This is a genomic window from Streptomyces nogalater (assembly GCF_039532885.1).
Lineage (GTDB): Bacteria > Actinomycetota > Actinomycetes > Streptomycetales > Streptomycetaceae > Streptomyces > Streptomyces nogalater.
The window spans coordinates 134,835-157,444 of the sequence record NZ_BAAASM010000036.1; the positions used below are offsets into that span (position 1 = coordinate 134,835).

At 71.1% G+C, this 22,610-nt stretch carries 17 protein-coding genes; 8 read left to right on the top strand and 9 right to left on the bottom strand.

Annotation, left to right across the window (positions count from 1 at the left end; translation table 11 throughout):
• Positions 1–48: 48 nt before the first annotated feature.
• Entirely contained in the window at positions 49–1,278 is a 1,230-nt protein-coding gene (gene mshC, locus ABD350_RS24015; RefSeq protein ID WP_344350365.1) for a cysteine--1-D-myo-inosityl 2-amino-2-deoxy-alpha-D-glucopyranoside ligase, read from the top strand.
• Between the two features lie 86 nt (positions 1,279–1,364).
• Here the strand turns inward: mshC and ABD350_RS24020 are convergent, their stop codons facing one another.
• The 6 genes from ABD350_RS24020 to ABD350_RS24045 form a co-directional block, all read right to left on the bottom strand.
• Entirely contained in the window at positions 1,365–2,282 is a 918-nt protein-coding gene (locus tag ABD350_RS24020) for a PAC2 family protein (RefSeq protein ID WP_344350366.1), read from the bottom strand.
• 151 nt (positions 2,283–2,433) lie between these two features.
• Positions 2,434–3,105, bottom strand: coding sequence for a FadR/GntR family transcriptional regulator (locus tag ABD350_RS24025; protein ID WP_344350368.1), 672 nt, complete (start codon positions 3,103–3,105; stop codon positions 2,434–2,436).
• 121 nt (positions 3,106–3,226) lie between these two features.
• The gene (locus tag ABD350_RS24030; protein WP_344350370.1) at positions 3,227–4,843 is read right to left on the bottom strand and encodes a glycerol-3-phosphate dehydrogenase/oxidase; all 1,617 of its coding nucleotides are present in this window, start codon (positions 4,841–4,843) and stop codon (positions 3,227–3,229) included.
• 47 nt (positions 4,844–4,890) lie between these two features.
• Positions 4,891–6,429, bottom strand: a complete 1,539-nt coding sequence (glpK, locus tag ABD350_RS24035; protein WP_344350372.1) for a glycerol kinase GlpK — start codon at positions 6,427–6,429, stop codon at positions 4,891–4,893.
• 78 nt (positions 6,430–6,507) lie between these two features.
• On the bottom strand, positions 6,508–7,302 hold the full coding sequence (locus tag ABD350_RS24040; RefSeq protein WP_344350373.1) for an MIP/aquaporin family protein: 795 nt from the start codon (positions 7,300–7,302) through the stop codon (positions 6,508–6,510).
• A gap of 378 nt (positions 7,303–7,680) precedes the next feature.
• Entirely contained in the window at positions 7,681–8,445 is a 765-nt protein-coding gene (locus ABD350_RS24045) for an IclR family transcriptional regulator (RefSeq protein ID WP_344350374.1), read from the bottom strand.
• Between the two features lie 274 nt (positions 8,446–8,719).
• On the opposite strand from ABD350_RS24045, the gene metH reads away from it, so the two are divergent.
• The 4 genes from metH (at position 8,720) to ABD350_RS24065 (ending at position 16,712) form a co-directional block, all read left to right on the top strand.
• The gene (metH, locus tag ABD350_RS24050) at positions 8,720–12,235 is read left to right on the top strand and encodes a methionine synthase (protein WP_344350376.1); all 3,516 of its coding nucleotides are present in this window, start codon (positions 8,720–8,722) and stop codon (positions 12,233–12,235) included.
• A 112-nt stretch (positions 12,236–12,347) separates the two neighbouring features.
• On the top strand, positions 12,348–13,049 hold the full coding sequence (locus ABD350_RS24055; RefSeq protein ID WP_344350377.1) for an HAD family hydrolase: 702 nt from the start codon (positions 12,348–12,350) through the stop codon (positions 13,047–13,049).
• Between the two features lie 374 nt (positions 13,050–13,423).
• Positions 13,424–15,028, top strand: coding sequence for an ABC transporter substrate-binding protein (locus tag ABD350_RS24060; protein ID WP_344350378.1), 1,605 nt, complete (start codon positions 13,424–13,426; stop codon positions 15,026–15,028).
• 100 nt (positions 15,029–15,128) lie between these two features.
• Positions 15,129–16,712, top strand: a complete 1,584-nt coding sequence (locus ABD350_RS24065; RefSeq protein ID WP_344350379.1) for an ABC transporter substrate-binding protein — start codon at positions 15,129–15,131, stop codon at positions 16,710–16,712.
• Positions 16,713–16,813: 101 nt separating this feature from the next.
• Here ABD350_RS24065 and ABD350_RS24070 read toward each other — a convergent pair whose 3' ends face one another.
• Together ABD350_RS24070 and ABD350_RS24075 are read right to left on the bottom strand one after the other, a co-directional pair.
• The gene (locus tag ABD350_RS24070; protein ID WP_030781365.1) at positions 16,814–17,485 is read right to left on the bottom strand and encodes a response regulator; all 672 of its coding nucleotides are present in this window, start codon (positions 17,483–17,485) and stop codon (positions 16,814–16,816) included.
• Positions 17,486–17,538: 53 nt separating this feature from the next.
• On the bottom strand, positions 17,539–18,471 hold the full coding sequence (locus tag ABD350_RS24075) for a RecB family exonuclease (protein WP_344350381.1): 933 nt from the start codon (positions 18,469–18,471) through the stop codon (positions 17,539–17,541).
• A gap of 177 nt (positions 18,472–18,648) precedes the next feature.
• Between ABD350_RS24075 and ABD350_RS24080 the strand changes: the two genes are divergently transcribed.
• The 3 genes from ABD350_RS24080 (at position 18,649) to ABD350_RS24090 (ending at position 21,979) form a co-directional block, all read left to right on the top strand.
• Positions 18,649–20,235: a site-2 protease family protein gene (locus tag ABD350_RS24080; RefSeq protein WP_344350382.1), complete on the top strand. Its 1,587-nt coding sequence runs from the start codon at positions 18,649–18,651 to the stop codon at positions 20,233–20,235.
• Positions 20,236–20,287: 52 nt separating this feature from the next.
• Complete coding sequence (locus ABD350_RS24085) at positions 20,288–21,190, top strand: tRNA (adenine-N1)-methyltransferase (RefSeq protein WP_014671696.1); 903 nt, start codon at positions 20,288–20,290, stop codon at positions 21,188–21,190.
• Between the two features lie 216 nt (positions 21,191–21,406).
• On the top strand, positions 21,407–21,979 hold the full coding sequence (locus ABD350_RS24090; RefSeq protein WP_344350384.1) for a hypothetical protein: 573 nt from the start codon (positions 21,407–21,409) through the stop codon (positions 21,977–21,979).
• 7 nt (positions 21,980–21,986) lie between these two features.
• Here ABD350_RS24090 and ABD350_RS24095 read toward each other — a convergent pair whose 3' ends face one another.
• Entirely contained in the window at positions 21,987–22,289 is a 303-nt protein-coding gene (locus ABD350_RS24095) for a ferredoxin (RefSeq protein ID WP_344350385.1), read from the bottom strand.
• Between the last annotated feature and the right edge of the window lie 321 nt (positions 22,290–22,610).

Here is a 22,610-nt window from a genome sequence, read left to right on the forward strand (position 1 = left end):
CCCGATCCCGTTCGTATACGCGGCCGGGGGCCGGTTAGGCTCATGTACATGCATGCCTGGCCCGCTTCCGAGGTCCCCGCCCTGCCTGGTCAGGGCCGCGACCTGAGGATCCACGACACCGCGACCGGCGGTCTGGTCACCCTCGACCCCGGTCCCGTCGCCCGCATCTACGTCTGCGGCATCACGCCGTACGACGCGACCCACATGGGTCACGCGGCGACCTACAACGCGTTCGACCTCGTTCAGCGCGTGTGGCTCGACACCAAGCGGCAGGTCCACTACGTCCAGAACGTCACCGACGTCGACGATCCGCTGCTGGAGCGGGCCGAGCGGGACAACGTCGACTGGGTCGCCCTCGCCGAGAAGGAGACGGCCCTCTTCCGCGAGGACATGACCGCCCTGCGGATGCTCCCGCCGCGCCAGTACATCGGCGCGGTCGAGGCCATACCCGGCATCGTCCCGCTCGTGGAGCGCCTGCGGGACATGGGCGCCGCCTACGAGCTGGACGGCGACATCTACTTCTCCGTCGAGTCCGACCCGCACTTCGGCCAGGTCTCGCACCTGGACGCCGCCGCCATGCGGCTGCTGTCCGCCGAACGCGGCGGCGACCCGGACCGCCCGGGCAAGAAGAACCCGCTGGACCCGATGCTGTGGATGGCGGCCCGCGAGGGCGAACCCAGCTGGGACGGCGCCTCCCTCGGCCGGGGCCGCCCCGGCTGGCACATCGAGTGCGTGGCCATCGCACTGGACCACCTCGGCATGGGCTTCGACGTCCAGGGCGGCGGCTCCGACCTCGCCTTCCCGCACCACGAGATGGGTGCCTCGCACGCCCAGGTGCTCACCGGCGAGTTCCCCATGGCCAAGGCCTATGTGCACGCCGGCATGGTCGCCCTGAACGGCGAGAAGATGTCCAAGTCCAAGGGCAACCTGGTCTTCGTCTCCCGGCTGCGCCGCGACGGCGTCGACCCCGCCGCCATCCGCCTCGCCCTGCTGGCCCACCACTACCGGGCCGACTGGGAGTGGACCGACCAGGTCCTCCAGGACGCCGTGGCCCGCCTCGGCCGCTGGCGCGCGGCGGTCTCCCGTCCCGACGGCCCCTTGGCCGACGCCCTGGTGGAGGAGATCCGCGAGGCCCTGTCCAACGACCTGGACGCCCCCACCGCCCTCGCGGCGGTGGACCGCTGGGCGGCCCGCCAGGAGGAGGAGGGCGGCACGGACACCGGCGCCCCCGGCCTGGTGACACGGGCGGTGGACGCCCTGCTCGGCGTGGCCCTGTAACCACACCCCGCCACCGCGAGGAATACGAACAAGGGGCGGTTCCCCTCCGGGAACCGCCCCTTGCGCATGCCTCGGGGGCTCGTACCTCAGCCCTCCGAACCGTCCTCGTCGTCGTCGGCCGGACCGCCGGCGGCCGGCGGCCTCGGCTTCCCGCCCGGAGGGCCCACGTCCCGGCGCCGCAGATACCGCTCGAACTCCCGGGCGATCGCCTCCCCGGACGCCTCCGGCAGCTCCGCGGTGTCCCGGGCCTCCTCCAGCGTCTGGACGTACTCGGCGACCTCGCTGTCCTCGGCCGCCAGCTGGTCCACGCCCACCTGCCAGGCCCGCGCGTCCTCGGGCAGCTCGCCCTGCGGGATCCGCAGGTCCAGCAGGTCCTCCAAACGGTTCAGCAGCGCCAGCGTGGCCTTGGGGTTGGGCGGCTGGGAGACGTAGTGCGGCACGGCCGCCCACAGCGAGACCGCCGGGACGCCCGCGTGCGTGCACGCCTCCTGCAGGACGCCGACGATGCCCGTCGGACCCTCGTACTTGGTCTCCTCCAGGTCCATGCGGCGGGCCAGGTCCGGGTCGGACGTGACCCCGCTGACCGGCACCGGACGCGTGTGCGGGGTGTCACCGAGCAGGGCGCCCAGGATGACCACCAGCTCCACGCCCAGCTCGTGCGCGAAGCCGAGCAGCTCGTTGCAGAACGAACGCCACCGCATGGACGGCTCGATGCCGCGGACCAGCACCAGATCGCGCGGCTTGTCCCCGCCGACCCGGACCACGGACAGCCTCGTCGTAGGCCACGTGATCTTGCGCACACCGCCGTCCATGAACACCGTGGGGCGGTTCACCTGGAAGTCGTAGTAGTCCTCGGCGTCCAGCGCCGCGAACACCTCGCCCTTCCATTCGCGTTCCAGGTGCGCGACCGCCGTGGAGGCGGCGTCGCCGGCATCGTTCCAGCCCTCGAACGCGGCCACCATGACTGGGTCGATCAGCTCGGGAACCCCCTCCAGCTCGATCACCCAGTGCCTCCTTCCGACGTGCCCTCGCTTGACCCACCAACCTTACGGCGTCCCGCGGGGGCGCCCGCAGCCCCCTTGCACGGGGGAGTGAACGGATCACTGCCCCGTTCGCCACCGGGGAACACGCGCGGGTACCGGTCTCACGCCGGACTCACAGCGCCGAGCGCAGCCACTGCTCCACGCTCGCGATGTGCACGGTCGCCCAGGACCGCGCCGCCTCCGCGTCCCGGTCGCGCAGCGCGCCCAGGATCGCCCGGTGCTCGCCCAGGGTGCGGCCGACCGCGTCCTCGCGCGTGAACCCCCGCCAGACCCGCGCCCGCGTGGTGGGCCCGGACAGCCCGTCGAGCAGCGAGCACAGCACCGAGTTGCCGGCGCACCGCACGATGCTCCGGTGGAACTCCAGGTCGGCGGCGACCAGTTCCTCCACCGAGGGCGCCTCGCCCAGGGCGTCCAACCGGGCCGACAGCGCGTCCAGTTCCTCCGCGCCGATCCGGAAGGCCGCCATCGCCGTCGCGGCCGGCTCCAGGATCCGGCGCACCGCGAGGAACTCCAGCACCGTGTCGTCGCGGTGGAAGTCCACGACGAAACTCATGGCCTGGAGCAGCAGTTGGGGATCGAGGCTGGTGACGTAGGTGCCGTCGCCCTGCCGCACGTCGAGGATGCGGATCAGCGACAGCGCCCGCACGGCCTCCCGCAGCGAGTTGCGCGACAGCCCCAGCCCGGCGGCCAGTTCGCTCTCCTTGGGCAGCCGGTCGCCCGGGCGCAGCGCACCGGAGACGATCATGTCCTTGATCTTCTCGATCGCCTCGTCCGTGACTGCCATCAACCGGCCTCCCGTCCCCCGGACATCGCGTGTGTCCGCACATTATGCGGGCGCGCGCGAGGGGCGCCTCCCCCGGCCGGAGGCGCCCCCCGCGTACGCGGCCCGTCCCTGGCGGACGTGTCTACTTCGCGTCCAGGACCTCCTGGACCCTCGCCCGGACCTCGTCCGTGGCCAGGCCCCGGATGGTCAGCGTGGTGCGGCGGCGCAGCACGTCGTCCGGCGTCTCGGCCCACTCGTGGTCACGGGCCCAGACCACCTGCGCCCAGATCTCGGGGGCGTCGGGGTGGACCCGCTCGGCCAGCTCCGGGTTCTCGTTGGCCAGCCGGGCGATGTCGAAGGCCAGCGAGCCGTAGTGGGTGGCCAGGTGCCTGGCGGTGTCGGCGGCCATCCGCGGGCCGGGCGCCGGAGCGTCGACCAGCAGCCGGTGGGCGACCGCGCGCGGGTTGGCGACACCGGGCAGCGGCAGCTTCTTCGGCAGCGAGGAGATCGGTTCGAAGTCGTCGCCGAGCGGGTGGCCCGGCAGCGCCTCCAGCTTCTTCATGATCGTGCGGCCGATGTGGCGGAACGTCGTCCACTTGCCGCCCGCGACGGACAGCATGCCGCCCTTGCCCTCGGTCACCACGGTCTCCCGCTTGGCCTTGGCGGTGTCGCCGGGGCCGCCCGGCAGCACCCGCAGACCGGCGAACGCGTAGGTGATCAGGTCGCGCTGGAGCTGCTGGTCCCGGACGGAGAACGCGGCCTCGTCCAGGATCTGGGCTATGTCCTTTTCGCCCACGGACACGTCCGCCGGATCGCCCTCGTACTCCTCGTCGGTGGTGCCGAGCAGCAGCATGTCCTCCCAGGGGAGGGCGAAGGTAATGCGGTACTTGTCGATGGGCGTGGCCAGCGCGGCCTTCCAGGGGGAGGTGCGCTTCAGGACCAGGTGCGCGCCCTTGGACAGGCGGATGGACGGCGCCGCGTTCGGGTCCTCCATCCTGCGCAGGTGGTCGACCCACGGGCCGGTCGCGTTCAGCACCAGGCGGGCGTTGACACCGAACTCCTCGCCGGACAGGCGGTCCCTCAGGTCCGCACCGGTCACCCGGCCCCGGGTGAAGCGCAGCCCGGTGACCTCGGCGTGGTTGAGGACGACCGCGCCCGCCTCGACGGCCGCGCGGACCGTCATCAGCGCCATGCGCGCGTCGTTCATCTGGTCGTCGCCGTACACGGCCACGGCCTTGAGGTTCTCGGTGCGCAGCTCGGGCACGTCCTGCGCCGCCTTGGCCGGCGAGAGCAGGTGGCCGACGCCGTCGCCGAACGCGGACAGCGCGGAGTAGGCGAAGACACCCGCGCCGAGCTTGGCCGCGCCGTGCGGGCCGCCCTTGTACACGGGCAGGTAGAAGGTGAGCGGGTTCGCCAGGTGGGGGGCCACCTGGCGGGAGACCGCCCGGCGCTCGAAGTGGTTCTCCGCCACCAGCTTCACCGCGCCGGTCTGCAGGTACCGCAGGCCGCCGTGGAGCAGCTTGGAGGAGGCGGAGGAGGTGGCACCGGCGAAGTCGCCGGCGTCGACCAGCGCCACCCTGAGCCCGGACTGCGCGGCGTGCCAGGCGGTGGAGATGCCCAGGATGCCGCCGCCGATCACAAGAAGGTCGTACGACGCCTTGGCGAGCTGCTCCCTGGTCTCGGCGCGGCTCGGGTGGGAGCCGGAGGCCGGGCGCGTCCCCAGGGCAGGCACGGACTGCAGGGTGGACTGACTGGTCATGTGGGGTACTTACTCCTCGTCAGAGCTGTCTGAGCCGGTTGAACCGCTCAGCTCTCGTCGTCGATCCAGCCCATGGTCCGGTCGACGGCCTTGAGCCAGTTCTTGTACTCACGGGCGCGGGTCTCCGCGTCCATACGGGGGGTCCACTCGGCGGCCCGGCGCCAGTTGGCGCGCAGGTCGTCGGTGCTGGACCAGAAGCCGACGGCGAGACCGGCGGCGTAGGCGGCGCCGAGGCAGGTGGTCTCGGCGACCATCGGCCGCACCACCGGTGCGTCCAGGACGTCGGCCAGGGTCTGCATCAGCAGGTTGTTGGCGGTCATGCCGCCGTCCACCTTGAGGGTCACCAGCTCGTCGCCGGAGTCCTTCACCATGGCGTCGGCGATCTCCCGCGTCTGCCAGGCGGTGGCCTCAAGGACGGCGCGCGCGAGGTGCGCCTTGGTGACGTACCGGGTCAGGCCGGCGATCACCCCGCGCGCGTCGGAGCGCCAGTGCGGGGCGAACAGGCCGGAGAAGGCCGGCACGAAGTAGGCGCCGCCGTTGTCCTCGACCGAGAGCGCGAGCGTCTCGATCTCGGCGGCGGTGGAGATCAGGCCCATCTGGTCGCGCATCCACTGCACCAGCGAGCCGGTGACGGCGATCGAGCCCTCCAGGGCGTACACGGTCGGCTGGTCGCCGATCTTGTAGCCGACGGTGGTGAGCAGACCGGCGTAGGAGTTGATGATCTTCTCGCCGGTGTTCATCACCATGAAGGTGCCGGTGCCGTAGGTCGACTTGGTCTCGCCCTCGGAGAAACAGCACTGGCCGAAAAGGGCCGCCTGCTGGTCGCCGAGCGCGGAGGCGACCGGGATGCCGCCGAGCAGTTCGCCCAGCCGGCCGCCGCTGATCTCGCCGTAGACCTCGGCGGAGGAGCGGATCTCGGGCAGGATCCGCTCCGGCACGCCGATGGACTCGCAGATCTTGTCGTCCCACCGCATCGTGTGCAGGTTCATCAGCAGCGTGCGGGAGGCGTTGGTGACGTCGGTGACGTGCCGGCCGCCGTCGACACCGCCGGTCAGGTTCCAGATGACCCAGGAGTCCATGGTGCCGAAGAGGATGTCGCCGGCCTCGGCGCGCTCGCGCAGGCCCTCGACGTTGTCGAGCAGCCAGCGGGCCTTGGGCCCGGAGAAGTACGACGCGAGCGGCAGGCCGGTCTCCCGGCGGAAGCGGTCCTGGCCGACGTTGCGGCCCAGTTCCCGGCAGAGGGCGTCGGTGCGGGTGTCCTGCCAGACGATGGCGTTGTGGACGGGCTCACCGGTGTTCTTGTCCCACAGCACGGTGGTCTCGCGCTGGTTGGTGATGCCGATGGCCTTGATGTCGTCCCGGGTGACGCCGGCCTTGGCCACGGCACCGGCGACGACCTCCTGGACGTTGGCCCAGATCTCGTTGGCGTCGTGCTCGACCCAGCCGGGCTTGGGGAAGATCTGCTCGTGCTCCTTCTGGTCGACGGCGACGATGCGGCCGTCCCGGTCGAAGACGATGCAGCGGGAGGAGGTCGTGCCCTGGTCGATCGCCGCGATGAAGGGGCCTGCGGTGTGGGCGTCGGTCACTGTGTGCTCCTGGAAGTCCGTGGTGAGGGGGCTGTGCGTACGGCGTGCGCGCGAAGTCTCGGTGCTTTCGCAAGCTTCCTAGGCGAAGGCGAGGTTGTAGAGGCCCGCCGCGATCGCGCCGCCGGCCAGCGGACCGACCACGGGGATCCAGGCGTAGGACCAGTCGGAGCCGCCCTTGTTGGGCAGCGGCAGCAGGGCGTGCACGATGCGCGGGCCCAGGTCGCGGGCCGGGTTGATCGCGTAGCCCGTCGGGCCGCCCAGCGACAGACCGATGGACACCACCACGAACGCGGTGATCAGACCGCCGAGCACGCCCAGGCCGTTGCCCTGGTCGTTCAGGCCCTGGGTGAGGACGGCGAGGACCAGCACGAAGGTGCCGATGATCTCCGTGGCGAGGTTCTGCGCCACGTTCCGGATCTCGGGACCGGTGGAGAAGATGCCGAGGACCGGGCCGGCGCCCTTCTCCTGGGCCTCGACGGCCTTGGCCGAGGTGGCCTGCGCGCCCGGGCCGCCGACGATCTCCCTGTCCGTCAGATGGGCGAGGAACTGGCCGTAGTAGGCGACCCACACCAGGGCGGCGCCGATGAGAGCGCCCAGCAGCTGACCGGCGAAGTAGGTCGGAACGTTGCTCCAGTCGCCGTCCTTGATGGCCAGGGCTACGGTGAGGGCCGGGTTGAGGTGCGCGCCGGACAGCGGTCCGGAGATGTACGCGGCCGTCATGACGGCGAAGCCCCACCCGAAGGCGATGGCGAGCCAACCGGCGTTGCGGGCCTTGGAGGCCTTCAGCGTGACGGCGGCACAGACACCGCCGCCGAGCAGGATGAGTATGGCGGTACCGATGGTCTCGCCGATGAAGATGTCGGAGCTGGACACCCGCGACTCCTTTGTCCTTCGTCCAGGGGTAGCCGAACCCCGGGTCCCTCCGGTGGTTCTGGCGCCCTCGTGGGTGAGAGCGATGCCGGCCCTTGGCGTTGTCACACTCTAGCGCGTATTGCCGTTAGGTGTTCGACAATGCCGACCGATGGACGGGAGTCTTGTTCGGCGTTACGCGTGCGTCAAGAGTTCTGTTATCGAAAACAGGATCGTTATTGATCGCTGCAGGTTATCGACCTTCGTGCGCGGACGTACGATAGGGGATTTTTGTCCGTTTTAGGGTAGATCAACAGCCGGGGTGCCGTCTGGCACCCCGGCTGTTTTCCCTGCTCCCGCGCGTGCCCTCACGCGCCCCGGCCGCGGCCGGCCGCGGCCGTCTCAGAACCGCCCGGCGCCCAGGTCCCGGGACACCGCGCGGGCGCAGTCCCGCACCGCCGCGATCAGCTCCGGGCGCAGCTCGCCCTCCGGGCACAGCCGCTCCACCGCGCCGGTGATGCCGACCGCGCCCACCGGCATGCGGCGCCGGTCGTGAATGGGGGCGGCGATGGACGCCACGCCCTCCCAGGTCTCCTCCACATCGGCCGCGTAGCCCCGCGCGCGCGTGAGGTCGAGAAGGTGCTCGAAGCCGGCGGCGTCGCACACCGTGCGGTCGGTGAAGGGCTTCCGGTCGGCCTCCAGCGCCTCGCTGTGCGCCACCGGGTCGTACGCCGAGAGCACCTTGCCCAGCGCCGTGGAGTGCAGCGGCTGCATGGCCCCGATCTCCAGGACCTGCCGGCTGTCGTCGGGCCGGAAGACGTGGTGCACGATCAGGACCCCCTGCTGGTGCAGCACCCCCAGGTACACGCTCTCCCCGCTGGAGCGGGCCAGGTCGTCCGCCCACACCAGGGCCCGCGCGCGCAGCTCGTGCACATCCAGATAGGTGGTGCCCAGGCGCAGCAGCTCCGCGCCCAGCTGGTAGCGGCCGGAGGCGTCGTCCTGCTCCACGAACCCCTCCTGCTGGAGGGTGCGCAGGATGCCGTGGGCGGTGCCCTTGGCCAGACCCAGCGACGAGGCGATGTCCGACAGCCCCAGCCGCCGTTCGCCGCCTGCGAGCAGCCGCAGCATCGCCGCCGCCCGTTCGAGCGACTGGATGTTCCGTGCCATCGCCGTCTGCCTCCGTCCCCTTCGACTGCCTAGGGCGCAGTCACCGTTCGGCAATGCCGAACACTACCGGTCCATGCCGACCTCTCGCTAATGGTCGGACGCCACCTGTTACATCACACGTGAGCCATGGGTGACTTTCCGGCCACTCACGTCCGTCTCGTGGACGTGGTGCCCATCCAAGCCGACTCCCGGTTACCCTGACGCCGTGCGGCAAGCCCGGCCCGTCCGGGGAAGCCGCATAGCCGACAGCCGTCGCATCCCAGGGAGCCCTTACATGGCCTCGTCGCCAACGTCCCCTTCCGCCGACAGCCGGGCCCGTGTGTCCGCGCTCCGCGAGGCGCTCGCCACCCGTGTGGTGGTCGCCGACGGAGCCATGGGCACGATGCTCCAGGCCCAGGAGCCGACCCTTGAGGACTTCGAGAACCTCGAAGGCTGCAACGAGATCCTCAACCTGACCCGCCCCGACATCGTCCGTTCCGTCCACGAGGCGTACTTCGCGGTGGGCGTGGACTGCGTGGAGACCAACACGTTCGGGGCCAACCACTCCGCGCTCGGCGAGTACGACATCTCCGAGCGGGTCTACGAGCTGTCGGAGGCGGGCGCCCGGGTGGCCCGGGAGACCGCCGACTCCTTCACCGCGCGGGACGGCCGGCCCCGCTGGGTGCTGGGCTCGATGGGCCCCGGCACCAAGCTGCCCACCCTCGGTCACGCTCCCTACGCCACCCTGCGCGACGCCTACCAGCGCAACGCCGAAGGCCTGGTCGCCGGCGGCGCCGACGCGCTGCTGGTGGAGACCACCCAGGACCTGCTCCAGACCAAGGCGGCCGTCCTCGGCGCCCGGCGCGGCATCGAAGCCCTCGGCCTGGACCTGCCGGTGATCGTGTCGGTGACGGTCGAGACCACCGGCACCATGCTGCTGGGCTCGGAGATCGGCGCGGCGCTGACCGCGCTGGAGCCGCTGGGCATCGACATGATCGGTCTGAACTGCGCCACCGGCCCGGCGGAGATGAGCGAGCACCTGCGCTACCTCGCCCGCCACGCCCGCGTCCCGCTGTCGTGCATGCCGAACGCGGGTCTGCCGGTGCTGGGCAAGGACGGCGCCCACTACCCCCTGTCGGCGCCCGAGCTGGCCGACGCGCAGGAGACCTTCGTCCGCGAGTACGGCCTGTCGCTCGTCGGCGGCTGCTGCGGCACCACGCCGGAGCACCTGCGCCAGGTGGTCGAACGCGTCCGCGGTGTCACCCCGCCCGAGCGCGACCCGCGCCCCGAGCCCGGCGCGGCCTCCCTCTACCAGTCGGTGCCGTTCCGGCAGGACACGTCCTACCTCGCGATCGGCGAGCGGACGAACGCCAACGGGTCGAAGAAGTTCCGTGAGGCCATGCTGGAGGGCCGCTGGGACGACTGTGTGGAGATCGCGCGCGAGCAGATCCGCGAGGGCGCGCACATGCTGGACCTGTGCGTGGACTATGTGGGCCGCGACGGCGTGGCGGACATGGAGGAACTGGCGGGCCGTTTCGCGACCGCCTCCACTCTGCCCGTCGTGCTGGACTCCACCGAGGTCGCCGTGATCCGGGCGGGCCTGGAGAAGCTCGGTGGCCGCGCGGTGATCAACTCGGTGAACTACGAGGACGGTGACGGCCCCGACTCCCGGTTCGCGCAGGTCACCCGCCTCGCGAGGGAGCATGGCGCGGCACTGATCGCGCTGACCATCGACGAGGAGGGCCAGGCCCGCACCCCCGAGAAGAAGGTGGAGATCGCCGAGCGGCTGATCGCGGACCTGACGGGGAACTGGGGGATCCGCGAGGAGGACATCCTCATCGACACCCTGACGTTCACGATCTGCACGGGGCAGGAGGAGTCCCGCAAGGACGGCATCGCCACGATCGAGGCGATCCGTGAGCTGAAGCGGCGGCACCCGGCGGTGCAGACCACGCTGGGCCTGTCGAACATCTCCTTCGGACTGAACCCGGCCGCCCGGATCCTGCTGAACTCGGTCTTCCTGGACGAGTGCGTCAAGGCGGGTCTGGACTCGGCGATCGTGCACGCGAGCAAGATCCTGCCGATCGCCCGGTTCAGCGAGGAGGAGGTCACCACCGCCCTGGACCTGATCTACGACCGCCGCGGTGAGGGCTACGACCCGCTGCAGAAGCTCATGCAGCTGTTCGAGGGCGCCACGGCGAAGTCGCTGAAGGCGGGCAAGGCCGAGGAACTGGCCGCGCTGCCGCTGGAGGAACGGCTCAAGCGGCGGATCATCGACGGCGAGCGCAACGGCCTGGAAGCCGACCTGGACGCGGCCCTGACCGAACGCCCGGCCCTCGACATCGTCAACGACACGCTGCTGGACGGGATGAAGGTCGTCGGCGAGCTGTTCGGCTCGGGCCAGATGCAGCTGCCGTTCGTACTCCAGTCGGCCGAGGTGATGAAGGCCGCGGTGGCCTACCTGGAGCCGCACATGGAGAAGTCCGACGCCGAGGGCAAGGGCACGATCGTGCTGGCGACCGTCCGCGGCGACGTGCACGACATCGGCAAGAACCTGGTCGACATCATCCTGTCCAACAACGGCTACAACGTGGTCAACCTCGGCATCAAGCAGCCGGTCTCCGCGATCCTGGAAGCGGCCGAGGAACACCGCGCCGACGTGATCGGCATGTCCGGGCTGCTGGTGAAGTCCACCGTGATCATGAAGGAGAACCTGGAGGAGCTCAACCAGCGCGGCCTGGCCACCCGCTTCCCCGTCATCCTCGGCGGTGCCGCCCTGACCCGCGCCTACGTCGAACAGGACCTGCACGAGGTCTACGAGGGCGAGGTCCGCTACGCCCGGGACGCCTTCGAGGGCCTGCACCTGATGGACGCCCTGATCGGCGTCAAGCGCGGCGTACCCGGCGCCAAGCTCCCCGAACTGCGCCAGCGCCGGGTCCGCGCCACCGCCACCGTCGAGGCGGAGGAGAACCCGCAGCAGGGCGCCGTCCGCTCCGACGTCGCCACCGACAACCCCGTGCCCACCCCGCCGTTCTGGGACACCCGGATCGTCAAGGGCATCCAGCTCAAGGAGTACGCGAGCTGGCTGGACGAAGGCGCGCTGTTCAAGGGCCAGTGGGGGCTGAAGCAGGCCCGCACCGGCGAGGGCCCCACCTACGAGGAACTGGTCGAGAGCGAGGGCCGGCCCCGGCTGCGGGGCCTGCTGGACCGGCTCCAGCGGGAGAACCTCCTGGAAGCGGCCGTCGTCTACGGCTACTTCCCGTGCGTGTCCAAGGACGACGACCTGATCATCCTGGACGAGCACGGCAACGAACGCACCCGCTTCACCTTCCCGCGCCAGCGCCGGGGCCGGCGGCTGTGCCTGGCCGACTTCTTCCGGCCCCAGGAGTCCGGCGAGACCGACGTCGTCGGCTTCCAGGTCGTCACCGTCGGCTCGCGCATCGGCGAGGAGACCGCGAAGCTGTTCGAGGCCAACGCCTACCGTGACTACCTCGAACTGCACGGCCTGTCCGTGCAGCTGGCCGAGGCCCTGGCCGAGTACTGGCACGCACGGGTACGCGCCGAACTCGGCTTCGGCGGCGAGGACCCCGCCGCCATCGAGGACATGTTCGCCCTGAAGTACCGGGGCGCCCGGTTCTCCCTCGGCTACGGCGCCTGCCCCGCCCTGGAGGACCGCGCCAAGATCGCCGACCTGCTCCACCCGGAACGCATCGGCGTCCATCTGTCCGAGGAGTTCCAGCTCCACCCCGAGCAGTCCACCGACGCCATCGTGATCCACCACCCCGAGGCGAAGTACTTCAACGCACGGTGACGCACATCTCACTCGGCACACTGATCGGATAAGTCGTACACTGGTCGGTCCACCACAGGCCGGTTCCCCACCGGGGAGCCGGCCTGGTCGTCCCTCAAGGAGGTGCGCCCGGATGACCAGTACGGTCCCCGCGCCGGCAACCCGTACGGCCGAAGGCTCCGCCCTGCAAGCGGTGCTGCTGGACATGGACGGCACCCTGGTGGACACCGAAGGCTTCTGGTGGGACGTCGAGGTGGAGGTCTTCGCCTCCCTCGGGCACACCCTGGACGAGACCTGGCGCCATGTCGTGGTCGGCGGCCCCATGACCCGCAGCGCCGGCTTCCTCATCGAGGCCACCGGCGCCGACATCGGCCTTTCCGACCTCACCGTGCTGCTCAACGAGGGCTTCGAGAGCCGGATCGACGGGGGGCTTCCGCTCATGCCCGGCGCCGCCCGGCTCCTCGCCGAACTCCACGCGCACGAGATCCCCACCGCCCTGGTCTCCGCCTCCCACCGGCGCATCATCGACCGCGTCCTGTCCGTGCTGGGCCCGCACCACTTCGCCCTGTCCATCGCCGGCGACGAGGTCTCCCGCACCAAGCCCTTCCCCGACCCCTATCTGCTCGCCGCCGCCGGACTCGGCGCCGACCCCGCCCGGTGCGCCGTGATCGAGGACACCGCCACCGGGGTCGCCGCGGCCGAGGCCGCCGGCTGTCGCGTGGTCGCCGTCCCCTCCGTCGCCCCCATCGGTCCGGCGCTGGGGCGCACCGTCGTCTCCTCCCTGGAGGAGGTCGACCTGGCGTTCCTGCGCGGCATGATGGCGCGGACGCACTAGCCGGGAGAAACGCCTCCCGGGCCGCCCGGCCGGATCCCACCGGTCACCACCACGGGCTGGAGTGTGACGTTCATCACTGTCGATGGTCTCGACAGCGTTGCCCGCGTGTGCTGACCACCCCCTGAAGGGCGGTTCGGGAGGGACCTTGTGTCCCGATTGATGGGAAGCTGCACTAATCCTGCCGCTGTCGGGTTTTCAGTGCGTCCGCGACCGGTTCCCCTGCGTGATGGCGGGTCAACTCACTGGGTCGTGAACCCCCCTGCGGGTGCGGACTAATCTCATCGCGAGAACATCGCCGAGAACCCCCGTGATCCCCTCGCACCACCCCCGCACGCCGGATACACGGACCCGAACAGCTCTGGAGACACTCCCGCATGAACCGCAAGACTTTGGTGCTGCCGGCGGTGGCCGGCCTGCTCACCCCGGTTCTCGCCGCGTGCGGCGGATCCGACAGCGGGAGCACGAGCGGTGACGCCATCGTCGTCGGTACCACGGACCGGTTCACGGCCACCAAGGAAGCCCCCGCGCCCCTCGACCCGGCCTACGCCTACGACGTCGGCACCTGGAACATCCTGCGCCAGTCCGTACAGACCCTGATGGCGCAGCCCAAGGGCGAGGGCGAACCCGTCCCGGACGCCGCCGAGAGCTGCTCCTTCACCGACAGCGGCAGCGAGCGCTACGCCTGCAAGCTGCGCGAGGGCCTGAAGTTCGCAAGCGGCGACCCGGTGACCGCCGAGGACGTCAAGTACTCCATCGAGCGGGTGCTGCGCATCGACTCCAGCAGCGGTGTGTCCGCCCTGCTGAACACCATCGACACGATCGAGACGCAGGGTGACCGCGACGTCGTCTTCCACCTGAAGACCGCCGACGCCACCTTCCCGTACAAGCTGTCCACCCCGGTCGCCGGCATCGTCAACCCGAAGGACTACCAGAAGGACAAGCTCCGCGAGGGCTTCGAGATCGACGGCTCCGGCCCGTACACCTTCAAGGCCGACGTCGAGGACGGCGCCATCACGGCGGCCACCTTCACCAAGAACCCTTCCTACAAGGGCAGCGTGACGCTGAACAACGACGAGGTCGAGCTGCGCTCGTTCGCCGACGCCGACGCCATGGGCGAGGCGATCGACAAGGGCGACATCGACGTCATGACCCGCACCATGTCGCCCGCGCAGATCCAGAAGCTGGACGCCGGCGACGACGACAAGGCCGAACTCGTCGACATGCCCGGCCTGGAAATCCGCTACCTGGCCTTCAACACCGACGCAGCCAGCGTCAAGGACAAGGCCGTCCGCCAGGCCATGGCCCAGGTCATCAACCGCGGCGAACTCGTCTCCAAGGTCTACGGCACCCAGGCCGAACCCCTGTACTCGCTGGTCCCGGCCACCATCACCGGCCACTCCAACTCGTTCTTCAACAGGTACGGCAACCCCAGCGCCGACAAGGCCAAGACCCTGCTCGCGAAGGCCGGCGTCACCACCCCGGTGAAGCTCACCCTGCACTACACGACCGACCACTACGGCTCGGCCACCAAGCAGGAGTTCGAGATCCTGCAGAAGCAGCTCAACGACAGCGGCCTGTTCGACGCCACCATCCAGGGCCACCCCTGGTCGACCTTCCGCCCCGCCGAGCAGAAGGGCGAGTACGACGTCTACGGCATGGGCTGGTTCCCCGACTTCCCGGACGCCGACAACTTCCTCGCGCCCTTCCTGGACAAGGACAACTTCCTCGGCTCGCCGTACAACAACAGCACCGTCCAGCGCTCGCTGATCCCGCAGTCCCGGCGCGAGGCCGACCGGCTCGGCGCGACCAAGAGCCTGACCGCGATCCAGGACGCCGTCGCCGAGGACGTGCCCGTCCTGCCGCTGTGGCAGGGCAAGCAGTACGTCGCCGCCCGCGACGACATCACGGGCACGGCCTACGCCCTCAACTCCTCCTCCACGCTCCAGCTGTGGGAGCTCGGCCGCGGCGTGAGCGGCTGACGGCTCTCCCTACCCCGGGGCCGCGCACGGCGCGGCCCCCCGGTGCCCGGGTCCAGGGATGGCGGACCCGGGCTGACGAACCGACGACAAGGCACTTCGAGTGAACCTGCGCAACCAGTGGCCGGTCCTGCCCCTCGTGGTGGGGCTGGCCTCCGGCCTGCTGACCGGCTGCGGCTCCGAGACCGGTGACTCCGGGGGCACCGGCTCCTCCGTGGTGATGGGGATGTCCGACGACGTCCTCGCCACGGACCCGGCGGCCGGCTACGACCCCGGCTCCTGGCTGTTGTTCAACAACGTCTTCCAGTCGCTGCTCAGCTTCCCCAAGGGGGCGACCGAACCCCAGCCCGAACTGGCGAAGCAGTGCCAGTTCACCGACACCCGGGCCATGGTCTACCGGTGCGAACTGAAGGACGGCCTGAAGTTCAGCAACGGTGACGACCTCACCTCCGAGGACGTGAAGTTCACCTTCGACCGCATGCGGAAGATCAACGACCCGGCCGGTCCCGCCCTGATGTTCCAGATGCTCGACAGGGTCGAGACACCGGACGCCAAGACGGCCGTCTTCCACCTGAAGGTGCCCGACGCCACCTTCCCCAGCAAGATCGCCTCCGGCGCCGGCTCCATCGTGGACCACCGCCAGTACGACGCCGACGCCCTGCGCACCGACCACCAGGCGGTCGGCTCCGGCCCCTACAAGCTGGACTCCTTCGACAAGGACCAGGCCGTCTTCTCCGTCAACGGCAACTACAAGGGCAGCGCCGAGATCAACAACTCCGGTGTCACCCTGAAGTTCTTCCACGGCGACCGCACAGCGCTGAAGGAAGCCCTCCTCGACGGCGGCATCGACATCGCCTACCGAGGCCTGACCGCCGCCGACATCACCCAGCTCGACCAGCAGGACGACAGCAAGGGCATCGATGTCATCGAGGGCACCAGCGCCGAGGTGCAGCACCTCGTCTTCAACATGAAGGACCCGGTGGCCGGCAAGCTCGGCGTCCGCAAGGCCATCGCCTACCTCATCGACCGCGACGCCCTGATCAAGGACGTCTACCAGGGCACCGCCACCCCGCTGTACTCGATCGTCCCGGCCGGCGTCGCGGGCCACAACACCGCCTTCTTCGACACCTACGGCGCCCGCCCCTCCCAGGCCAAGGCCGCCGCCGCGCTGCGCGCCGACGGCATCACCGGCAAGGTGAAGCTCACCCTGTGGTCCACGCCGTCGCGCTACGGCCCCGCCACCGACGAGGAACTCAAGGCCGTCGCCGAACAGCTCAACGCCAGCGGCCTGTTCGACGCCGACGTCGAGTCCGTCGCCTTCGACCAGTACGAGAAGGACATCGCCGCCGGCAAGTACGGCGTCTACGTGAAGGGCTGGGTGCCGGACTACCCGGACGCCGACAACTTCACCGCCCCCTTCTTCGGCAAGGGCAACGTCCTGAACAACCACTACGACAACCGCACGATCACCGGGAGCCTGCTGCCCGGCACCGCCGCGCAGAGCGACCGCTCGGCCACCGACAAGGACTTCGGCAAGCTCCAGGACATCGTCGCCGACGAACTGCCCGTGCTGCCGGTCTGGCAGGCCAAACAGTACGCGGTCGTCCGCGACGGCGTGTACGGGCTGGAGTACTGCCTGGACGCCTCCACGGTGTTCCGGTTCTGGGAACTCAGCAAGAGCGACTGACACCCGACACGGCGACTGACGCCGGACACGGCGAAGGGCGCCCCGCTCCACCGGGAGAGGGGCGCCCTTCGCCGTCGTCACCGGCCCCGCCGGGCGGACACCTACTGGGCGCCGGGACGCACCAGCCCGCTCTCGTACGCGTACACCGCCGCCTGCACCCGGTCCCTGAGCCCCAGCTTGGTCAGCACATGGCCCACATGCGTCTTCACCGTCGTCTCGCTGACGAACAGGTCCGCCGCGATCTCCGCGTTGGACAGCCCGCGCGCCACCAGCTTCAGCACCTCCACCTCACGGTCCGTGAGGGTGTGCAGGGTGTCCGGCACCGGCTCCTCACCGGACGGCAGATGCGTGGCGTACTTGTCCAGCAGCCGCCGGGTGATGCTCGGCGCGAGCATCGCCTCGCCGTTCGCCACCACCCGGATCGCCTGCACCAGCTCGTTGGCGGGCGCGTCCTTCAGCAGGAAGCCGCTCGCCCCGGCGCGCAGCGCCTCCACCACGTACTCGTCCAGGTCGAAGGTGGTCAGCACCAGCACCTTGGCGGGGCCGTCCCGGCCGGGACCGGTGATCTGCCGGGTGGCCTCCACACCGTCCATCCGCGGCATCCGGATGTCCATGAGCACCACATCCGGCTGCAGCGCTCGTACCTGGTCGAGGGCCTGGAGGCCGTCGCCGGCCTCGCCGACGACCGCGAGGTCCTGCTCGGCCTCCAGGATCATCCGGAAACCGGTGCGCAGCAGGGGCTGGTCGTCGACCAGTAGGACACGGATGGCCACGTGACACTCCTTCGCTAGTCCGGCCCCATTCTGCCCTGCCCCCGCCTTCCGCTTCACCCGGCCCGAGGCCCGGGGGCCCGGACGGGGAGCGGATAGGGCGGGGGAGTGCCGCCGAACTCCGGGCAGTGCGCCCGGTGGTCGCACCAGCCGCACAGCTTGGTCGGCCGGGGCCGCCAGTCCCCGCTCTCCGTGGCCTGCCTGATGGCCTCCCACAGCGCGTGCAGCCTGCGCTCCACCCGCTCCAGATCGGCCGGCACCGGGTCGTACGTCAGCACGTCACCGCTGCCGAGATACACCAGCTGGAGCCGGCGCGGCACGATGCCCTTCAGCCGCCACACGACCAGGGCGTAGAACTTCATCTGGAAGAGCGCGCTCTCGGCGTACTCCGGGCGCGGGGCCTTGCCCGTCTTGTAGTCGACGATCCGCACCTCGCCGGTCGGCGCCACGTCCACCCGGTCGATGATCCCGCGCAGCCGCAGCCCCGAGTCCAGCTCGGTCTCCACGAACAGCTCCCGTTCGGCCGGCTCCAGCCGCGTGGGGTCCTCCAGCGTGAACCAGCGCTCCACCAGCCGCTCCGCCTCGGCGAGCCAGCCGGCCAGCCGCTCGCCCTCCGGATCGTCGGCGAACAGCTCGGTCAGCTCCGGGCGGCTCTCCCGCAGCCGGTCCCACTGCCCCGGGATCAGCGCCTTCGCCCGGGGCGCGGTCCGCTCCCCGGCGGGCGCGTCGAACAACCGCTCCAGCACGGCGTGCACCAGCGTGCCCCGGGTCGCCGCCTCGCTCGGCTTCTCCGGCAGCCGGTCGATCACCCGGAACCGGTACAGCAGCGGACACTGCATGAAGTCACCGGCCCGGGACGGCGACAACGAGACCGGCGCGACGGCAACGCGCTCCCCGGCGGCCCCGCCCGGGCCGCCGCTCGCCGCCGGACCGGTCCCGGCCCCGTCCGCCGCGTCCGGCGTCACTGCCTCGTCGATGCTGCTGTCCATGCCCCAGACCATACGGCCCGCCACTGACAGCGACCCAGTCGCGGGCCCGCGTCACCGGGCGTCCCCGAGGCGAACGCCAGGGGTGCCGGGGCGGAACGCACCGCCACGGGCGCATACCATCGACCAGAGACCCTTCCGTCCGGCAGGTGCGGAAGACGCTTCGAACGAGGGGACACCGTGGACGTGAGCGGCGGGAGCGGGCAGCCCCGGTCCGGCGACGACAGGCCGGCCGAGGACGCCGCGAACCCTACGGCCCCGGCGACCGGACCCACCGACCACCGCGGCCCCGAGGCGAGGGGGAACACCTCCGAGGAGGACTCCGTCCCCCCTGCGGCCCCCGCGAACGGCACGCCCCCCGCGAGCCCCTCCGCCGAGGGGCGGCCCGGCACCGACGACACGGACACCTCCGACCGCCGGTCCGCCGGCCCCGGCACCCCGCCCACCGCCGCCCCAGGCCCCACCGAACCGGACCGGCACACCCCCGGCACTCCCATCACCCCCGGCCCGGCCGGACCGGACCGGCACCCCCCCGCCCCCGGCCACCACCGCCCCGCCGCGCACTCCGGCATCGCCAAGGGCCGGCCGCCCGGGCCGCGGCCCAAGGAACCCGGCCCCGGCGGCGGCATCCTCATGGGCCGCCCCTTCGGCGTGCCCGTCTACGTCGCGCCGAGCTGGTTCCTCGTCGCCGCCCTGATCACCTGGGTCTTCGGCGGACAGCTCGACCGCGTGCTGCCCGAGCTGGGCGCCGCCCGCTACCTGGTCTCCCTCTTCTTCGCGGTCGCCTTCTACGCCTCCGTCCTGGTCCACGAGCTGGCCCACACGATCGCCGCGATCCGCTTCAAGCTCCCGGTGCGCCGCATCCAGCTCCAGTTCTTCGGCGGCGTCTCGGAGATCGAGAAGGAGGCCGAGACCCCGGGCCGGGAGTTCGTGCTCGCCTTCGTCGGCCCGCTGCTGTCCCTGGTGCTGGCCGGCGTGTTCTACCTCGCCATGAAACCGGTCGAGCCCGGCACCGTACCGGGCGTCCTGCTCGCCGGACTGATGATCTCCAACCTCATCGTGGCGATCTTCAACTTCCTCCCGGGCCTGCCCCTGGACGGCGGCCGCATGCTCCGCGCCGTCGTCTGGAAGATCACCGGCAAGCCGATGAGCGGCACCATCGCCGCCGCCTGGGTGGGCCGCGCCCTCGCCGTCTCCGTCCTGATCGGCCTGCCGCTGCTCAACTCCTCCGGAGTCCTCGGCGACGGCGGAGGAGACGTCGGCGGCATGGACACCGTCACCGACGCCCTGCTCGCCGCCATTCTCGCCGCGATCATCTGGACCGGCGCCGGCAACAGCCTGCGCATGGCCCGGCTGCGCGAACACCTCCCCGAACTGCGCGCCCGCACCCTCACCCGGCGGGCCGTACCGGTCGAACACGACACCCCGCTCTCCGAGGCGCTGCGCCGCGCCAACGCCGCCGGCGCCCGCGCCCTGGTCGTGGTCGACGCCGACGGCACCCCGCTCGCCCTCGTCCGCGAGGCCGCCATCGTCGGCGTACCCGAACACCGCCGCCCCTGGGTGGCCGTCAGCGGCCTCGCCCAGGAGCTGACCGACGGCATGCGGGTCTCCGCCGAACTGGCCGGGGAGGACCTCCTGGACGTGCTGCGCGCCACCCCCGCCACCGAATACCTGGTGGTCGAGGAGACCGGCGAGATCTACGGCGTCCTGTCGGCGGCCGACGTGGAGCGGGCCTTCGTCAGGGCGATGGCCAGGCCGGCGGCCTAGCGGCCCGGCGGCGACGGTCAAGCCCCCCGCGGGGACCCGGTAGGCTGGTCACATGTCCGAACCGACCGGTGCCGCCCGCAGGCGCGGGCCCTTCAAGGTCGGGGACCAGGTACAGCTGACCGACCCCAAGGGCCGCCACTACACGTTCACGCTCGAAGCCGGAAAGAACTTCCACACCCACAAGGGTTCCTTCCCGCACGACGAACTGATCGGCGCTCCCGAGGGCAGCGTTGTCCGGACCACCGGCAACGTGGCCTACCTCGCGCTGCGCCCCCTGCTCCCCGACTACGTCCTCTCCATGCCCCGCGGGGCAGCCGTCGTCTACCCGAAGGACGCGGGGCAGATCCTCGCCTTCGCCGACATCTTCCCCGGCGCCCGCGTCGTGGAGGCCGGTGTCGGCTCCGGTTCGCTCAGCAGCTTCCTGCTGCGGGCCATCGGCGACCAGGGCATGCTGCACTCCTACGAGCGCCGCGAGGACTTCGCCGACATCGCCCGGCAGAACGTCGAGCGCTACTTCGGCGGCCCGCACCCCGCCTGGCAGCTCACCGTGGGCGACCTCCAGGACAACCTGTCCGACACCGACGTGGACCGCGTCATCCTCGACATGCTCGCCCCCTGGGAGTGCCTGGAGGCCGTCTCCAAGGCGCTCGTCCCCGGCGGCATCCTGTGCTGCTACGTCGCCACCACCACCCAGCTCGCCCGGACCGTGGAGTCCATCCGGGAGATCGGCTGCTTCAACGAGCCGACCGCCTGGGAGACCATGATCCGCAACTGGCACATCGAGGGCCTGGCCGTCCGCCCGGACCACCGCATGATCGGCCACACCGGCTTCCTGCTCACCGCCCGCCGCCTCGCGGACGGCGTCGAGCCGCCCATGCGCCGCCGCCGCCCCGCCAAGGGCGCCTACGGCGAGGACTACGCCGGCCCCAACGCCGACGGCGGCGCCGGCCGCTGATCGGCCCGCATCCTGGGCAACGCGAGGGCGCCGTGCCCGAGTTCCCCGACCTCGACGGGAACTCGGGCACGGCGCCCGTCCGTTGACCCGGTACCGGCCGGGGCGCCCGCCCGCTCGTGCGCATGCGGCCGGCGGACCCCGCCGTTCCCCCGCACTGTGACGTGTGGCACGATGCAGGCCATCCCACCGGCACCGCCCTCGCAGGAGACACTCCTCGTGCAGCAATCCGCCGTCCCGGAACTCGCGCACACCCGGACCCGGCCCATCCACTGGATCGCCACCGCCACGGCCCTCGCGGGTGTCGTGGCCCTTTCCTCCGTCGTCCGGACCGAACCGGCCACCGCCGCCCAGCCCGCCCCCGGCACCCACGGCAAGCCCGCCGCCGCGCCGCCGGGCACCACCGGCGTCGACTTCCCCCTGGACTGCGGCCCGGTGAAAGCCGTGGTCGTCAAGAAGGCCACCGGCGACCTGGACGGCGACGGCAGGCCGGAAACCGTCGCGGTGGTCCACTGCGACGCCCCCATGGGCACCCCGCCCGACGGGGTCTACGTCCTCACCCGCGGCGCCGACGGCCGCACCTCACGCGTGGTCGCCACCCTGGTACGGCCCGAGGAACGGCTCACCGTCACCGCACTCGGCATACGCGAGCGTGGTGTTTCGGCCACTCTGCTCGGCTACTCCTCGGACGCCGTGCCCAGTTGCTGCCCCGACACCCGGACCCCGGCGACCTGGCGGTGGAACGGGAACGCCTTCCTCCGCTCCACCCCCGCCGGGGCACACAGCGTCTGAACCGGACTCACTCCGCCTCGGGCCCGTACACCTCGACCTTGTCCGAAACCCGGCGGACGTGGATGCACTCGCCGGGACACTCCTTCGCCGAGTCCACCACGTCCGTCAGCAGCGGCAGCGGCACCGGCACGGTCGCTCCCGGAGCCTGGAGCAGTTCGTCGTCCGCGCCCTTCACATACGCGAGTCCGTCGATGTCCAGCTCGAACACCTCAGGGGCGTACTGGGCACAGATCCCGTCGCCGGTACACAGGTCCTGGTCGATCCAGACCTCCAGCGTCTCGCCGCCCGGGGCCTCCTGCTGCACGGTCATCTCTCCTGCCGTCGGTTCGCCGCACGGCCCGGCGCCCGAGGGCCGGCCGGATCCGCACCAGCGGTCGTTGAACACCCCCGACCCTACCTCCGCCCCGTTCCCGGCCAGCGGGCACCGTCGCGGGTTTCCGGCCCGGCCCGCCCGGGTACCAGCGCCGGCACCGGGAGAGGGAAGCACCGGCGGCCGGACCGATCGTCCCCAGCCGCCACGGCCGTCACACCGTCCGTCTGAACCGTCGCTCTACGTGATGATCGTACGAGCGCACTGTGTGCTGCCCGCATCCCGGCCGAACGGTCCCCGTACGCACAACTCCGGCCAGTC

Excerpts from the sequence above, each read along its gene's own strand:
- mshC (WP_344350365.1), top strand. The coding sequence starts at position 49 with ATGCATGCCTGGCCCGCTTCCGAGGTCCCCGCCCTGCCTGGTCAGGGC.
- ABD350_RS24025 (WP_344350368.1), bottom strand. The coding sequence starts at position 3,105 with ATGGCAGTCACGGACGAGGCGATCGAGAAGATCAAGGACATGATCGTC.
- ABD350_RS24030 (WP_344350370.1), bottom strand. The coding sequence starts at position 4,843 with ATGACCAGTCAGTCCACCCTGCAGTCCGTGCCTGCCCTGGGGACGCGC.
- ABD350_RS24045 (WP_344350374.1), bottom strand. The coding sequence starts at position 8,445 with ATGGCACGGAACATCCAGTCGCTCGAACGGGCGGCGGCGATGCTGCGG.
- metH (WP_344350376.1), top strand. The coding sequence starts at position 8,720 with ATGGCCTCGTCGCCAACGTCCCCTTCCGCCGACAGCCGGGCCCGTGTG.
- ABD350_RS24055 (WP_344350377.1), top strand. The coding sequence starts at position 12,348 with ATGACCAGTACGGTCCCCGCGCCGGCAACCCGTACGGCCGAAGGCTCC.
- ABD350_RS24060 (WP_344350378.1), top strand. The coding sequence starts at position 13,424 with ATGAACCGCAAGACTTTGGTGCTGCCGGCGGTGGCCGGCCTGCTCACC.
- ABD350_RS24075 (WP_344350381.1), bottom strand. The coding sequence starts at position 18,471 with ATGGACAGCAGCATCGACGAGGCAGTGACGCCGGACGCGGCGGACGGG.
- ABD350_RS24085 (WP_014671696.1), top strand. The coding sequence starts at position 20,288 with ATGTCCGAACCGACCGGTGCCGCCCGCAGGCGCGGGCCCTTCAAGGTC.
- ABD350_RS24095 (WP_344350385.1), bottom strand. The coding sequence starts at position 22,289 with ATGACCGTGCAGCAGGAGGCCCCGGGCGGCGAGACGCTGGAGGTCTGG.